Genomic DNA, 16,372 nt, shown 5'->3' on the forward strand with positions numbered 1-16,372 from the left:
CGCACCCGCCGCCTGGCGTTTGGCCGCCGCTGCCTCCCGTTCGATTTGCGCGACGGCCTCGGCCTGGATCTGCGCGAACTGGGCGGCCATGGCCTCGGCCAGCGCCTGGGCGCCCGAGAGCGGGCGGACCATCACCGTGAATTCGTCGATCTTGCCGTCGGCGTCGAAGTGCAGGAAGTCGCACCCGGTGATGCGCTTGCCCGCGACGGTGGTCTCGAAGACCAGCGCGTGGTCGGCGGCGTCCGGCGCACCGATCTCCTTCACGTACCGGAAGTCCTCGAACACCCGCATCACCCCGCGCAGGATGGCCGCGGTGATGGCCTTACCCGGATAGGGCTTGAAGGCGACCGGGCTGGTGAAAACCACATTGTCGGCGAGCAGCGCTTCGATGGCCGCGGCATCGCGGGCCTCGACGGCCTGACGGAACGGGTGCATGATCCCTCACATCCAGATAGTCAAATCACTGCCTATGGATTCGAAAGGTAGCGCCAATTACTGGTATCTGTCTAGAGACAATATAGACAATTAGTTCACTATCTGGCTCCAGGCTCCAGGCTCCAGGCTCCAGGCTCCAGGCTCGATGTGAAGACGACAACGGCCCGATCCCACCGGGAACCGGGCCGTCGCGGTGGCGCTCTACTTGCCGATGACGCCGTACTGGGTCAGCAGCTCGCCGATCTCGTTGTTGCCGAACCGCTTCGCCACCCCGCGCCACAGCAGCTCCGGCCCGGGCAGGTCGATCGGGTCGCCGTCGCGCAGCCGCGTCATGGCCGTCAGCAGCGTGCGGATGTCGTAGGTGGAGTTGAACACCTCCGGCACACCCCGCTCGATGTCGAGCAGCTGATACGCCGCCTCCATCCCGGTGCGCACCGAGTACTCGGTGGTGAAGATGCAGTCCCGGCTGGTCTCCGCGAACTGGCCGATGAACGCGAAGTTCACCGAACCCGCGGGCACCACGTCGGGCCGGTCACCGGCCTTGCGGGGCATGAAGAAGGCGGTCACGTACGGCATCATCACCGGCACGCAGCGCGCCGCCTCCGCCGCCAGTTCGGGGATGTCGGACTCGGGCACGCCCAGGTGGTACAGCCATTCCTGGGTGATCTCCGCGCCGGTGCACTCCTGCATGGTCTTCTTCACGTAGTCGCCGGGCTTGTCGGCGAACAGCGCGTACACCCAGACCACGATCTGATCCTTGGGCTGCTGCTTGAAGTGCGGCTGCCGGTTCACCGTCCAGCTCATCAGCCAGCTGGAGTCCTTGACCGTGACGATGCCGCCGGTGACGACCTTGCCGCTGAAGGGATCCCGCTTACAGATCTTCTGAATGTATTCGGGGATGCGCTGATCCAGCGTGGTGACGGTGGCCGACTCCCACTTGGTCTCGGGGATATGCGAGCCGAACACGTCGGGACGCCCGAAAGCCTCGTCCTTGGCCGCGATGCGCCGCCACAGATCCCACGCCGGCGCCGGGCCCTCGTTCAGCTGAGCGGGCGTGTGCTGGTCGCCCTCGTCGGAGTTCTCGGTCAGCGACCCGATGGTCATCAGCAGCAGATCGTCCGGACCCAGGTCCACCCCGCCGTCGACTCCCTCGGAAGTCCAGTGAATCCTGGTGGCCTGCTTGCGATCCCCGCTGATCTCGAAGTCGACGTCGGTGACGGTGGTGTCGAACGTGAACGTCACGCCCTGGTCCAGCAGCCACCGGTACAGCGGCAGCACCAGCGACTCGTACTGGTTGTACTTGGTGAACTTCAGCGCCGAGAAGTCCGGCAGCCCCCCGATGTGGTGCACGAATCGGTGCAGGTACAGCTTCATCTCCAGCGCGCTGTGCCAGTCCTCGAAGGCGAACATGGTGCGCCAGTACATCCAGAAGTTGCTCTCGAAGAAGTCCTTCGAGAACACCTCGTTGATCCGCTTGCCCTCCATCTCCTCCCGAGTGGCGAGGAAGATCTTGGTGACGTCCTGCTGCGCCTTGTCGTTCAGCGTGAAGAGGTTCTTGGTCTGCGCGCTCTGCCCGCGATTGACGGTGGCGCGCTCCAGCGAGAAGTTCGGGTCGTCCTTGTTGAGCCAGTAGAACTCGTCGAGCACGCTGGCGTCCTCGACCTCGATGGACGGGATGGACCGGAACAGGTCCCACAGGCATTCGAAGTGGTTCTCCATCTCGCGGCCGCCGCGGATGACGAAGCCCTTCTTCGGTTCCCTGATGCCGTCGAGCGCGCCGCCGGGGATCTTCAGCTCTTCCAGAATGGTGATCTTGTTCCCGGGCATCCGGCCATCGCGGATGAGGAAGGCCGCGCCGGACAGCGAGGCGAGACCCGACCCGACGAACCAGGCCGTCTTGCCATCCACGCCCGCGGGCTTGCGGGGCCGTGCGAAGGCTTCGTAGTTGCCGCTGGTGTACTCCATCAGAACTCCTGTCCGTGGGGGATCGGTCTGGAAAAACGGTGTGCGCCTAGGCCGTGTACTTGTAGAACCCCTCTCCGGTGGCGATGCCGAGCTTGCCCTTGTCGATGTAGTTGTCCTTGAGCCACTGCGCGATTCGCTGTCCGGTGGCGTCACCGCTCATCAGGATGTTGTAGGGCGTGGTGAGCCCGATGATGTCGAGGATCTGGAACGGCCCGGCCGGAGCGCCGGTGCCGATGCGCCAGGTCTTGTCCACCGCCTCGGGCTCCGCGTAGCCGCCCTCGGCGAGGTTCATGGCCGCGTTGAGCAGCGGCACCAGCAGCGAGTTGAGGACGTAGCCCGCCTTCTCCTTGTGCAGTTCGATGGGCACCATGCCGATGGCGGAGGCGAAGTCCACCACCGCCTGGTAGACGGCCGGATCGGTGTCGGGGGTGCCCATGATCTCGGCGGTGTTGAAGTGCCACACCTGATTCGCGAAATGCAACGCCAGGAACCGATCGGGCCGACCGGTGAAATCCTTGATGGCGCTGGGCAGCAGGGTGGAGGAGTTGGTGGCGAAGATGGTGCGCTCGGGGGCCAGCTTGCCCAGCTTCTCGTAGATCTCCTGCTTGAGTGAGAGCACCTCCGGCACCGCCTCGATCACCAGGTCGGCATCCGAAACCGCCGCGCCCAGATCGGAACTGAGCGCGATGCCCGCCGCGGTCGCCTCGGCCTTGCCGTCGCCCGCACCGGGCACCTGCTCGCGGTAGGTGGCGGCCAGCTTGTCGAAGCGCCCGCGGGCCGCGGTCAGCGCCGCGTCGTCGATGTCGTATCCGGTGACGTCGAAGCCGCGGAACGCGGTCTGGAACGCGATCTGGGAACCCAGCACACCGGTGCCGAGCACGGTGACCTTGCGGATCTCGATGCCCATTGTCATTGCCTCCCTGTGGATGTGAAGTATCCGGCGATTATCTGTGCGATCTGCGCCCGCAGATCCGCCATGGCGTCGTGCCCGGGATGCGCGCCGGTGGACGGCCGGGCCAAGGCCAGGTGCAGCACCGCGAAGATGCTGCGACCGGCTACTCGCGCCTGCTCCTCGACCTGTGGTGACCCGGTCGCGCCGGAGTCGGCGACGAGCCGTTCGGCGATCATGGATTCCAGCCGGGCCACCAGGGCCAGGCCCTCGGAGCGGTACTTGTCGGTGGGTGAGCCGAACAGCAGTTCACGCTGATAGACGATGGTGTTCTCGGGTCGTTGCGCGGCGGTCCGCAGCAGCGGGCCCAGCATCTCGCACACCGCCGCGACGGTATCGGCCTGCGCGCGAGCCTGATCCGCGCCGACCTCCAGCGCGGTGCGCAGCTCCTCGTTGTAAACCATCAGCAACAGTTCGCCTTTGGTGGCCGCGTAGCGGAACAGCGTGCCCGCCGCGATATCGGCGCGATCGGAGATCTGCTGGGTGGTGACCCGGTCGAAGCCCTGTTCGGCAAACAGGGTCGCGGCCGCCTCGAAGATCCTGGACTGTTTGTCGTGCATCTTGCGTTGCCGTCGTCCGACGTGCGCCGATGTGGCCGTTGTGGCCATCGGACACCTCCAACCCTGCCTGCGGAACTGAGTGGACTCAAAAATGAGCGTACTCCAAGCTACTGAATCCGCAACCCCGCCCCGACCGGCCGGGCGTATGTTGTGGGCATGGCCACGCACCTCACCCACTGGGGCGTTCTCGAAGCGGACAGTGACGGCGAACGGCTGACCACGGTCCGCCCGTGGCACGCGGACCCCGAACCCACTCCGCTCATCGAGAATGTCGCCTCGGCCCAGCACCATCCGGCCCGCATCGACCAGCCCTATGTGCGGCGCGGCTGGCTGGAACACGGCCCCGGGCCCGGACCGCGCGGCGCGCAGGAGTTCGTGCCGGTCTCGTGGGAGACCGCGCTGGATCTGCTGGCCGGTGAATTGGCCAGGGTGTACCGGGAATTCGGTGCGGGCGCCGTCTACGGCGGCTCCTACGGCTGGGCCAGCGCGGGCCGATTCCATCACGCGCAGAGCCAGATTCACCGATTTCTCAACTGCCTCGGCGGTTACGTCTCGCATCGCAACAGCTACAGCCTGGGCGCGTCGACGGTGTTGCTGCCGCACATCCTCGCCGATATGGGCACCATCATGTCCCGGGCCACCACCAAGTCGGTGCTGGCCGAGCACTCGAAGCTGATCGTCTCCTTCGGCGGTCTGTCCCCGAAGAACGTGGTGGTCTCGCCCGGCGGGGTCTCCAAGCACAACGGCCGCGGCTGGATCGAGACCGCGCACGCCAATGGCTGCCGCTTCGTCACCATCGGCCCGCTGCGCGACGACTGCCCGGCCGAGGCCCACGCCGAATGGATCGCGTCCCGGCCGGGCAGCGATGCCGCGCTGATGCTCGCGCTGGCCCAGGTGCTGGACGCGGAAGGGCTGGCGGACAACGCTTTCCTGGACCGCTACACCGTCGGCTACGACCGCTTCCGCGACTATGTGCGCGGCGCGGCGGACGGCATCGTCAAGGACCCGGACTGGGCCGAGCCCATCACCGGTGTTCCCGCGGACCGGATTCGCACCCTCGCCCGCGAGATGGCGACCACCCGCACCCTGGTCACGGTGAGCTGGTCGCTGCAGCGGGCCCGCTACGGGGAGCAGCCGCTGTGGCTGGGCGTGGTGCTGGCCGCCATGCTCGGCCAGATCGGTCTGCCCGGAGGCGGATTCGGCCACGGCTACGGTTCGGCCGGGAATGTCGGTCTGGCCGTGCGGGTCACGTCCCCGCCGAAACTGCCGCAGGGGCGCAACGCCGTGCACGACTTCATCCCCGTCGCGCGCATCGCGGACATGCTGCTGAACCCGGGTGAGCCGTACGAGTACAACGGCGAGCATCGCACGTATCCCGCCATCCGCCTGGTCTATTGGGCCGGTGGCAACCCCTTCCATCACCACCAGGACCTGGCCCGGCTGCGCACCGCCTTCGGCCGGCCGGACACCGTGGTGGTGCACGATCCGTTCTGGTCGGCCACGGCCCGGCACGCCGACATCGTGCTGCCCTCGACCATGACCCTCGAACGCGACGACTACGGCTCGGGCGAGGGCGACCGCTACCTGTTCCCGATGCCCGCCCTGACCCGGCCGCACGCGCAGGCCCGCGACGACTACTGGATGTTCGGTGAACTGGCCGAAAGGCTCGGCATCGGTAAGGAATTCACCGAGGGGCGCACGGATCGGGAATGGCTGCGCCACCTCTACGACGAGTGGCGCGACCGATTGAGCGCCCGCGGCCACGACGTGCCCGACTACGACACCTTCTGGTCCGGGGAATCCCTGGACCTGCCCCTCGAAGCCGAGGAGCACGTCGCCTTCGCCGACTTCCGCGCCGACCCGGTCGCTCACCCGCTGCACACCCCGAGCGGGCGGATCGAGATCTTCTCCGAGACCATCGCGGGCTTCGGCTACGACGACTGCCCGGGCCACCCGGTGTGGCTCGAGCCGGACGAATGGCTGGGCGGCCCGCTGGCGGCCCGGTTCCCGATTCAATTGGTGGCCAACCAGCCTCGGACCAAACTGCACAGTCAGCTCGATATCGGCGCGCACAGCCAGTCCTCGAAGATCCGGGGCCGCGAACCGGTCCGGCTGCACCCGGACGACGCGGCCGCGCGCGGTCTCGCCGCGGGCGACATCGTCCGGATATTCAACGATCGCGGCAGCTGCCTGGCCGGGCTGGAGATCAGCGATTCGGTGCGCCCGGGCGTCGCGCAGCTGTCCACCGGCGCCTGGTACGACCCCGACCCCGCCGACGCGACCTTCTGCCGCCACGGAAACCCCAACGCGGTCACCCGGGATCGCGGCACGTCCCGCCTGAGCCAAGGGTGCACGGGCCAGCTGTCCCTGGTGGAGATCGAGCGCTACACCGACCCGCTCCCGCCCCTGACCGTCACCGGCCCACCCGCCATCGTCGACCTGTGAAGGCTGCGCGGCCGCACGTCATCGCCCCGCGCCGCCGTGCGCGACGAGCGCTTCGATGACCGTGCGCGCCGCGTTCGACGGAGTCCGCGCGGCCGCGTGACCGACGCACAAACGCCACGGCAGCGGATACGGCCGGTAGTCGGCGAACGGGACGCCGGGGGAGAGCCGCGCGACCGACAGCGGGATGAGCGCGACCCCGAAATCCTTGGCCGCCAACTCCAGTGCGAACGCCTGGTCGGCCACCTCGATGACCGGATAGCGGCCCGGGAACAGCTCGTCGGCGATGGTGCGGATGCCCCAGCCCGGCGGGAAGTCGATGAACCGCACCCCGTGCAGATCGGCGGCGTGGAAGGGGCGGCCCGCCAGCGGATGCCCGGGCGCGGTGCACAGCACCAGCGTCTCCTCGGCGATGAGATGGGTGGTGAGGCCGGGGAATTCGTCGCTCATGCCCGCGAGCAGCGCCAGTTCGAGCGAATTGTCCAGCAGTCCGGCCACATTGCCGGCCATTCCGGAGATGCTCTGACGCATCCGCAGGGTCACCTCCGGATACTGCCGGTGCAGTTCGGCGATGATGCCCGCCAGGTCGATGTTGTGGATGTTCATCAGATTGCCGACGACCACCTCCCCGCGGATCTCCCCGCGGGCGGCGTCGATGGCGTCCACGATGTCGCCGCGGGCGCGCAGCAGGGTGCGGGCGGGCGCGACCATGGCCCGGCCCGCGACGGTCGGCTCGAGGGTGCGCGGGGTGCGGTCGAACAGGCGCACCCCGAGTTCGTGCTCGAGTTTGGCGACGCTGGTGGAGACCGCCGACTGCACCAGGTTGAGGTGGCGGGCCGCGGCGGTGAAGGACCGGTGGTCGCAACAGGCCAGGAAGCATTCGATCTGACGCAGCTCCATGGGCCGAGCTTAGCCCTGCCATCTATTGGATAGATAGCAGTATCGAAAACCATCGCTTTTGTAGATTGAAATCCCCGCCCACCATGAAGCGGTGATGGTTTCCACGCTCCGCACCGCGGCACCCGCACCGATCGCTCCCGAGGCTGACCCGACGCTGACCCGGACGACGGTGCTGGTGTTCGCGGTGACCGCCGGCTCCTCGGCCGCGGGCAACTACTACCTGCAACCCCTGCTGCACCAGGTCGCCGGCGACCTGACGGTGTCCACCGCGAGTGCGGCGCTGTTGGTGAGCGCGGCCCAGATCGGCTATCTGTGCGGCCTGGCGTTCCTGGTCCCGCTCGGTGACTTCCTGCGCCGCCACCGCATGGTGCCGGTGCTGCTGCTCGCCTCGGTCGCCGCCCTGCTGGTGTCGGCGTTCGCGCCGAACTACGCGGTGCTCGTCGCGGGAGTGGCGGCCACCGGGGTGGCGGCCTCGGCGGCGCAGGTGGTGGTGCCGTGGGCCTCGGCGCTGGCCGATCCGGCGCGGCGCGGGCAGGTGGTCGGCACGGTGATGAGCGGCCTGCTGCTGGGAATCCTGTTGTCGCGGGTGCTGTCCGGGGCGGTGGCGCAGCTGGGTGGCTGGCGCGCGGTGCTGCTGGTGGCGGCCGGACTGCAGGTGGTGATGGCGATCAGCGTGTACCTGCTCGCGCCCGCCACCCCGCGCGCGGCGACCGGGGAGAGCTATCCACGAGTGCTGGTGTCGATCATGGGTCTGATCCGCCGCCACGCGGTGTTGCGGCAGCGCATGCTGCTCGGGTTCATCCTGATGGGGAGCTTCTCGCTGGTGTGGACCGCGCTGGCGTTCCAGCTGTCCGGATCGGGCGGAAGTTCGTACCACTACGGCGAATTCGTGATCGGCCTGTTCGGCCTGGCGGGGGTGGTCGGGGCGCTGGGCGCGCCGGTGGTGGGCCGGCTGGCCGACCGCGGGCACCTGCGCCGCGTCACCACGCTGACCTGGCTGGTGCTGCTGGCCAGCTGGGTGCTGGTGGTGTGGGGCGGGCACAACGTGGTGGCGTTGATCGCCGCGCTGGTGGTCTTCGACTTCGGTATCCAGGGCGCGCATCTGACCAACCAGTCGGCCATCTACACCCTGGATCCAGCCGCGCGCAGCCGCCTGACCACCGCCTACATGGTCACCTACTTCCTCGGCGGCGTGACCGGATCGGTGACCGCCGGGGCCGCGTTCGAGGCGGGCGGCTGGACGCGGGTGTGCGAACTCGGGGTGGCCGCCACGGTGGCCGGTCTGGTGCTGTGGGCGGTGTTCGCGCTCCGCCCACAGCACCGCCGGACTCAGACCGCCATGGCCTCGGGCAGCTGACCCGCCAGCGCGATCGCCTCGGCCAGCAGGTCCGCCGTCGACAGCAACTGCCGCTCGCTGTGCTCGGAGGTGATGAAGAAGCGCAGCCGCTCCTTGCCCACCGGCACCGCCGGGGCCGAGATGGCCCCGGCGTACACGCCCTGGCGCAGCAGGTGCGCGGACACGAATCCGGCCCGCATCTCGCCCGGCACGATCACCGGCACGATCGGCGTGCCCTGGGACTCACCGAGATCCAGTCCCCGCTCCCGCAGCGCGGTGTCGAACAGCCGGGCGTTGTGCCACAGCCGGGCCACCCGATCCGGTTCGGCCGCGAGCACATCCAGACCGGCCAGCGCCGCCGCGATGGCGGACGGCGCGGGCGCACCGGTCAGCATGGCCACGCCCGGTGCACTGGATTTCATCGCCGCGATCAGCTCGGCGTCGGCGGCGATGAACCCGCCGACGCTGCCCAGCGCCTTGGACAGCGTGCCCATCCAGATGTCGACCTCGGCCCCGGCCATGCCGTAGTGCTCGCGGATGCCGTGCCCGGCCGCGCCGAACACGCCGAGCGAGTGGGCCTCGTCCACCATGACGGCACAGTCGAATTCGCGGGCCACGGCGGCCAGTTCGGCCACCCGGCCGACGGTGCCGTCCATGGAGTAGTGGCCTTCCAGCACCACCAGCGCCCGATCGAACCCGGACCGCGACATCTTCAGCACCGACCGCAGCGAGTCGGGATCGTTGTGCCGGAAGTTGATCCGGCGGCAGCCGGCCCACTGCGTGCCGGAGACCACACTGCCGTGGATCAGGCTGTCGCAGAACGCCACATCGCCCTCGCGCAGCAGGAAGCCGATGACGCCCGCGTTGGTGAGGTAGCCGCTGGTGGTCACCATCGCGTCGCCCACGTCGTACATTCCGGCGAGCCGCTGCTCCAGTTCGCCGTAGAGCGGGATCTCACCGGACACGATCCGGCTCGCCGAGGCCGACGCGCCGTACTGGTCGAGGGCCTCCTGGGCCGCCCGCACCACCCGGGGGTGGCTGGACAGTCCCAGGTAGTTGTAGGCGCTGAAGTTCACCAGGTCGGTGTCCATGGCCCGGATGACGGTGTCGTTCGGGCTGTTCCGTGGCAGGAACAGCGGGTTCGGCATGCCCGACTGCTCGCTGATGGCCGCGATGGCCGCCCGTTTGGCGACGGCCGCCGCGACCTCCGGATGGTCGGCGAACTGCCGACCCGGCCCGCGCGGAGCGCGAGCCGGACCAGTCCGCCCCGCGAGGGGAGCCGGCGTGGCGGGCGCGGTGTGCCGGACCGTGGTGGCCGGGCCGGGCACTCCCGCCTCCGTGGTCGCGTTGCCCGCCAGCAGTTTGCGTGCCAGGTCCCGTGCGGATTCGCTCATGCCGACACCGCCCCGGTGTTCGCGCCGACCAGCATCTCGGCGGCGCGGGCCCCCGCGAGCTGGAGGGTGAACGACCGCCCGACCTTCATCGACAGCAGGTCCACGCCCAGTGTCTTGCCCACCAGCGCACCGAATTCCACCGCCATCAGCGAGTCCAGGCCCAGTTCCGGCACCGGGATCGTGAGGTCGATCGAGTCGGCGTCGACGCCCATCACCACGGCCAGTTGCTCGGCCAGCATGTGCGCCACCACGTCGGCCCGCTTCTGCTCGTCGAGTTCGCGCAGCGCCGACACCAGCTGCGAGGCGGCCGAATTGTCCTGCGCCGCAGCGGCGATCAGCTCGGCGGTGCGGCCGGTCATGGCGTACCAGGACACCGTGGAGGCCACCGTCGACCAGTTGATCGGGATGATCGACGCCTGGTGATGGATGCCCAGTTCCAGGGACTTCTCCAGGTATTCGACGCCCTCGTCCATGTCGATCGGGTCGAATCCGGCGGTGCGCAGGTAGCGGGACACATAGTCGTCGTCGGCCATGCCGCCGCCGGACATGTGACCCCAGCCGACCGCCAGCGCCGTGCCGCCGTCGCGGACCACCAGGTCGGCGGTGGCATTGAGCGCGAGATTGGCCGCGGTGTAGGCGTATTGGCCGATGCTGCCGAAGATGGTGCTGCCGGAGGAGAACAGCACGAACATGTCGAGCTCGGCTCCGGCCGCGGCCAGCCCGTGCCGCAGCGCGATCACGCCCTCCGCCTTGGGCCGGTACACCTTGGCCAGGCTGTCCCGGTCCATGTCGGCGACCCGCTTGTCGTCGAGCGTGCCCGCGGTGTGGAAGACGCCGCGCAGCGGGTGCTCGGCGGAATGCGCCCGCGCCACCACGGCTTCCATGGCCTCGATGTCGGTGACGTCCACCAGTTCCTCGGTGACCTCGACGCCCTGCGCCCGCCAGCGCGCCAGTTGGGCGCGGGCGGCGTCGGTGGTCGCGCCGCCCCGGCCCAGCAGGGTCAGGTGGCGTGCGCCCAGCCCGGCCAGCCAGCGCCCGACGGCGAGGCCGAACGCGCCGAACCCGCCGGTGATCAGGTACCGGGCCGCCGGATCCACGGTGACCGCCGCGATCAGCGGACGCACCTGCGGCGCTTCGGATTCCAGGCGCACCGCGATCCGGCCGAGCTGCGCCGAACGGGCCACGTCCTCGAAGGCCCGGGCCACGTCGGCGGTGTCGTACACCTCGAACGGCAGGTACCGGTAGTGGCCCGACGCCAGCTTCTCCTGCACGCCGCGTACCAGATCGCTGGTGGCCGAGCGCTTGATCGCCAGCATGCGGTCCAGGTCGAAGGAGTGGTAGGAGAGGTTCTTGTCGAAGTACCCCAGGTCGAGCACGCCGCCGCCGTAGATGTCGGCCTTGCCGATCTCCACGATGCGCCCGAACTCGGCCACCGCCTTGAAGTTCTGCCGCAGGATCTCCCCGGGCGCGGTGCTGATCACCACGTCCGCGCCGCGACCGGAGGTGAGGCCCAGGACGTCGTCGGCGAAGTTCAGCGACCGCGAGTCCAGCGCGTGGTCGGCGCCCTGTTCGAGCACATAGGCCCGGCGCTCGTCACTGCTGGCGGTGCCGATCACCGTGGCCCCGTACAGCTTCGCGACCTGCACCGCGGCTGAGCCGACACCGCCCGCCGCGCCGTGCACCAGCACCACCTCGCCCTTGCGCACCCGCGCCAGTTCGAGCAGCGAGTGCTCGGCGGTCGCGAACGCGACCGTGCTGGTGCATGCGCCGGGCTCGGTGTCCGCCGGCACCCGGGTGACCAGGTCGGCCTCGGTGGTGTGGAAGCGGGAGATCATGCCCTTGGACGTCACGAACACCCGGTCGCCGACCGCGAGATCGCCGACGCCCGTACCGGTCCGGACGACGACGGCGTCGGCCTCCATCCCGGGCTCGGTGCCGTAGAAGGTGCCCGCCATCTCGCGCTCACCGAGCACCCCGATGACCTTGAGCGGGTCCTTGTAGCCGAGACCGACCGCCAGGATGCGCACCTCGACCTCGCCCGCCCCGGGCGCGCGGCGTTCGCAGCGCCGCCACGCCAGCCGCGACAGCACCCGCGACTTGGGCAGCTCCAGCCGGAAGTTCGCCTCCGGATCGGTGAGCGGCTCGGCCCGGTCCAGTCCGTCGATGCGCTCGGGCAGGGTGGCCGCGACCACCGTCACCCAGCGCAACCCGTTGCGCAGCACCACTTCGTCGGCGTGGTCGTAGGTGAACGCGCCCGGCACTGCCAGCTCTGCCGCCAGGTCCGCCTCGCTCACCTCCGGATCCACGTCGATGAGCCGCCAGCGCAGCCGCGGCTGCTCGTTGAGCAGCACCCGGCGGGCGCCGGCCAGCGCGGCGTGCGCAGGATCGGGGACCGCGTCCTCGTCCGGGTGCGCGAAGGCCCGCTCGGTGACCAGGGAGACGTGCACGGAACCGTCACCGGTCATAGGGATTTCCTCGCCGCGCTGCTCGAGCCAGTCCTCGAGGAAGCCCTCGACGGTGACCGCGATGCGACGCAGCGTCCACAGCGCGTCCAGGTCGGTGTAGTCGTGTCCCGCGACCAGCACGATGTGCGTGCGCTCGACACCGTTGAGCGCCACGATCCGCTGGAGCCGCTCGCGCACAACGGATTCCAGGTCCTCGCGGCCCGGATCGCCGACGGCGAGCACCTCGCCGTGGGCCGTGGCGCCCGCGATGGATGTGGCCCGCGCTCCCGCCTCGGCGGCGAAGTCGACGGCCAGCGTGTACGCGGTATCGGGGGTGGGCAGGGCGGTGGTGTCCACCGGTTCCCGCATGTCCCAGCGGTCCTCGTAGAAGTAGTCCGTGAGCCGTTGCAGCGCACCACGATCGGGGTTGATGTCGCCCAGCCGCAGGCCCAGGATCCGCATGACGATGTTCTCCTCATCGTCGAGCAGGTCGTAGTCGCAGGTGAGCTCGTCGGCGGTCTGGTCGCCGCTGGTACTGGTGAGGCGGGCCACCACCGTCACCCGCTCCGGGATGGGCGCGAACACCCGCACGCCTGCGACGGCGACCGGAACCAGCGCTCCCCGTCCGGCGTTCGGCGCGGCGGCGAGGACCGCTCCGAAGCACTGCACGGCCGCGTCGACGACCGCCGGGTGGGCGAGGTGCCCGCTGTCGCGGGCAATGGTTCCGTCCAGGGTCGCGACCACGGTATTGCCGCTCACCCGCAGCGCGGTGGCGCGGCGGAAGTCCGGGCCGTAGTCGAGGCCGCGGGCGGCGAAGGCGGTGTAATAGGCGTCGGGGTCGATGGCGGCCATCTCCTCGAGCACCGGCAGCTCGGCCTTGGACGGCTCGTAGACGCCCTCGACCAGGCGGCCGGTGGCATTGACCGTCCAGGCGTCGCCCGCCGCGTCGCGGGAGCGAATGCTGAAGCGCCGGGTGGATTCCTCCACCTGCAGTTCCACCACCGGGGCCATGCCCTCGTCCACCACCAGCGGCGCGAGGAACCGGACGTCCTCGACGGCGACCCGGGTGGACTCGGTGCGCAGCGCCGCCGCGCTCAGGGCCGCGTCCAGATATGCCGCGCCGGGCAGGATGCGAGACCCGCCGACCACATGGTCGGCCAGCCACGGCATGTCGCCGACGCTGAGCTGGACGCGCCATGCGGTGTTCGGGTGCTCCGGTACGGGATCGCCGAGCATGCGGTACATACCGGGCGTGCCGTACTTGAGCCGCTGCATGCCGCTCAGTTCGACGCGCAGCCGGGTGCGCTGCCATGGGTAGCGCGGCAGATCCACATGCCGGGTGACCAGATCGCCGAAGAGGGCGTCGATGTCGAGCACACCCGCCGCGTACAGCCCGGCCAGGGTCTGCCGGACGCTCTCGGCGTCGTCCTGCTTGCGGTTGAGGGTGGCGACGGTGGTGCCGGTCTCGTTCGCGCCGATCAGGATCTCGCGAATGTTGGCGCCCAGCACCGGATGCGGGCCGACCTCCAGGAACACCCGGCTGCCCACGCCCACCAGTTCGGTGATGGCGTCGGCGAAGCGGACGGGCTGCCGCACATTGGCGCACCAGTAGGCCGCGTCCCAGTCGCCCGCGGTCACCCGGGTGCCGGTCACGGTGGACCACAGCGGGATACGCGGCTCGGCGAGGCTCAGCCCGGCCAGGGCGGCGGTCAGCTCGTCGAGGATGGGGTCCATCAGGTAGCTGTGATACGGCACCTCGACCTGGAGTCGGCGCGCGAAAACGCCTTGCTCGGTGAGGGATTCGGCGATCTCGTCGAGCCGCTGCTCGTTGCCCGCGAGGGTGACCGCGCTCGGGCTGTTGATCGCGGCGATGCTGACCAGTTCGTCGCCGTCGATCAGCTCCAGCGCGGCGGCGGGGGCCAGACCGACCGCGAGCATGCCGCCCGAACCGGCCGTGGTGGCCTGCAGGCGGGCGCGATGGAAGCTGACCAGCAGCGCGTCCCGCAGCGACAGCATCCCGGTGACGTAGGCCGCCGACACCTCGCCGACACTGTGGCCGACCACGGCGGCGGGCCGGATGCCCAGCTCGTCGAGCAGGGCGACCAGAGCGACCTGGATCAGGAAGTTGGCGGGCTGGGCGACCGCGGTCGAGGTGACCCGCGACTGCTCCTCGGGCCGCAGCAGCTCCTCGACGATCGACCAGCCCGAGATCTCCCGGAACACCGCGTCGATCCGCTCGGCCTCGGTGGCGAAAGCGCCACCGGTGGTGAGCAGTCGGCGGCCCATGGCCCACCACTGCGGACCCATGCCGGTGAACACGAACACCGGTTCGGGCGCCTTGCGGGCGATCACCTTGGCGGTGCGGCCCTCGCCGCCCGCGAAGTCGATCAGCGCCCGCACCAGCTCGGCGTCGTCACCGAAGGTGAGGCCCGCGCGCACACCGTGATGGTGCCGCCGGGTCCACGCCGCCTCGGCCAGCCGGGCGGGTTCGGCTCCGGCGGCGATGAGCTCGGCGTAGCCGCGCGCCAGTTCGCGCGCGGCGGTGTCGGTGCGCGCCGAAATCGGCAGCACGCCATGGTGTCTGGGCTCCCGCTCCGGAGTGTCCGCCGCGACGTATTCCTGGAGGATGACGTGCGCGTTGGTGCCGCCGTAGCCGAAACCGTTGACCGCGACCGTCATTCGGGTCTCCGGATCGACCGGCTGCGCCTCCACCTGCAAGGCCAGACCCAGCTCGTCGAACGGGATCTCCGGGTTCGGCTCGTTCAACCAGCCCTGCGGCGCGATGGTGCGGTGGGTGATGGCCAGCGCCGACTTGATGACGCTCGCGATACCCGAGGCGGCCTCGGTGTGCCCGAGCTGCCCCTTGACCGAGCCCACGCCCAGCGGCGCGGTCCGCCCCTCGACCTGCCCGTAGGCGCGTCCGATGGCCCGCAGTTCCAGCGGGTCGCCGACCGGGGTGCCGGTGCCGTGCGCCTCCACGTAGGTGACCTCGTGCGGTGCGATGCCCGCCCGCTCGGTGACCGACTTGGCCAGGGCTTCCTGCAGATCCGCGTTGGGAACGGTGATGGCGGTGGTGCGCCCGTCCTGATTGGATCCGGTGGCCTTGACCACCGCGTAGATCCGGTCCCCGGCGCGCTCGGCGTCCTCGAGCCGCTTGAGCACCACCATGCCCGAGCCCTCACCGCGGCCGTAGCCGTCGGCGGCGGCGTCGAAGGGCTTACTGCGGCCGTCGGCGGCCAGGAAGCCGCCCTTGCACATCGAGACGAACACCTCCGGCTGCAGCAGCATGGTGACGCCGCCCGCCAGAGCCACCTCGCAGTCGCCGTTGGCCAGCGCCTGGCAGGCCAGGTGGAAGGCCACCAGCGACGACGAGCAGGCGGTGTCGACGGTGAGCGCGGGGCCGATCATGTTGAGCGCGTACGCGATCCGGTTGGACAGCATGGTGTACGACGCGCCCGCCGCGGTGTGCATGTCCACCCACGGCAGCGCCGCATTGGTGTTGGACACCGCCATCTGGTCCAGCGTGAAGGCCCCGACGTAGACGCCGATCGGCGCGCCCGCGGCCTGTCCGGCGATGCCCGCGTCGTCGAGCGCCTCCCAGGCCACCTCGAGGACGAGGCGCTGCTGCGGGTCCATGGCGGCGGCCTCGCGCGGCGAGATGCCGAAGAAGTCGGGGTCGAAGGCCCACGGGTCGCCGGTCATGAAGGCGGCCCGTTTGGTGTACATGCGTCCCGGCGTGCGTTTGTCCGGGTCGTAATACCGGCGGTAGTCCCACCGGTCGGACGGGATCTCCACGACCCCGTCGCCCTTGTTGATGATGAAGTCCCAGAACGACTCCGGGGAATCGATGCCGCCGGCATAGCGGCACCCGATTCCGACAATGGCAAGGTCAGACACTGCATCTCCTCGGAAAACAGAACGAACCTGGTGATCCCCCCCGAGGGCGC

At 69.7% G+C, this 16,372-nt stretch carries 9 protein-coding genes; 2 read left to right on the plus strand and 7 right to left on the minus strand.

Annotated elements, in window-relative coordinates:
- From ABZ412_RS32300 to ABZ412_RS32315, 4 genes are all read right to left on the minus strand, one after another.
- On the minus strand, positions 1-435 hold a 435-nt coding region (locus tag ABZ412_RS32300), incomplete at its 3' end, for a nuclear transport factor 2 family protein (protein WP_357287915.1).
- A 201-nt stretch (positions 436-636) separates the two neighbouring features.
- Positions 637-2,400 carry an oleate hydratase gene (locus ABZ412_RS32305; RefSeq protein WP_357287917.1) on the minus strand — a complete coding sequence of 588 codons (1,764 nt, stop codon included), beginning with the start codon at positions 2,398-2,400 and terminating at the stop codon, positions 637-639.
- A gap of 46 nt (positions 2,401-2,446) precedes the next feature.
- Positions 2,447-3,307: a 3-hydroxyacyl-CoA dehydrogenase gene (locus ABZ412_RS32310; RefSeq protein WP_357288073.1), complete on the minus strand. Its 861-nt coding sequence runs from the start codon at positions 3,305-3,307 to the stop codon at positions 2,447-2,449.
- A 2-nt stretch (positions 3,308-3,309) separates the two neighbouring features.
- Complete coding sequence (locus ABZ412_RS32315) at positions 3,310-3,957, minus strand: helix-turn-helix domain-containing protein (RefSeq protein ID WP_357287920.1); 648 nt, start codon at positions 3,955-3,957, stop codon at positions 3,310-3,312.
- Between the two features lie 108 nt (positions 3,958-4,065).
- On the opposite strand from ABZ412_RS32315, the gene ABZ412_RS32320 reads away from it, so the two are divergent.
- The gene (locus ABZ412_RS32320; protein ID WP_357287922.1) at positions 4,066-6,354 is read left to right on the plus strand and encodes a molybdopterin-dependent oxidoreductase; all 2,289 of its coding nucleotides are present in this window, start codon (positions 4,066-4,068) and stop codon (positions 6,352-6,354) included.
- 18 nt (positions 6,355-6,372) lie between these two features.
- Here the strand turns inward: ABZ412_RS32320 and ABZ412_RS32325 are convergent, their stop codons facing one another.
- Positions 6,373-7,251: a LysR family transcriptional regulator gene (locus ABZ412_RS32325; RefSeq protein WP_357287925.1), complete on the minus strand. Its 879-nt coding sequence runs from the start codon at positions 7,249-7,251 to the stop codon at positions 6,373-6,375.
- Between the two features lie 94 nt (positions 7,252-7,345).
- Here ABZ412_RS32325 and ABZ412_RS32330 point away from each other — a divergent pair, with 94 nt between their 5' ends.
- Positions 7,346-8,608 (plus strand): MFS transporter, encoded by a 1,263-nt coding sequence (locus tag ABZ412_RS32330; RefSeq protein ID WP_357287928.1) that lies wholly within the window; start codon positions 7,346-7,348, stop codon positions 8,606-8,608.
- Here ABZ412_RS32330 and ABZ412_RS32335 read toward each other — a convergent pair.
- Both ABZ412_RS32335 and ABZ412_RS32340 read right to left on the minus strand, forming a co-directional pair.
- The gene (locus tag ABZ412_RS32335) at positions 8,581-9,981 is read right to left on the minus strand and encodes an aminotransferase class I/II-fold pyridoxal phosphate-dependent enzyme (protein ID WP_357287931.1); all 1,401 of its coding nucleotides are present in this window, start codon (positions 9,979-9,981) and stop codon (positions 8,581-8,583) included. The genes ABZ412_RS32330 and ABZ412_RS32335 overlap by 28 nt on opposite strands.
- Entirely contained in the window at positions 9,978-16,322 is a 6,345-nt protein-coding gene (locus tag ABZ412_RS32340; RefSeq protein WP_357287934.1) for an SDR family NAD(P)-dependent oxidoreductase, read from the minus strand. The genes ABZ412_RS32335 and ABZ412_RS32340 overlap by 4 nt, the downstream gene beginning before the upstream one ends.
- Positions 16,323-16,372: the final 50 nt, after the last annotated feature.

The organism is Nocardia sp. NPDC005746 (assembly GCF_040630785.1).
Taxonomy (GTDB): domain Bacteria; phylum Actinomycetota; class Actinomycetes; order Mycobacteriales; family Mycobacteriaceae; genus Nocardia.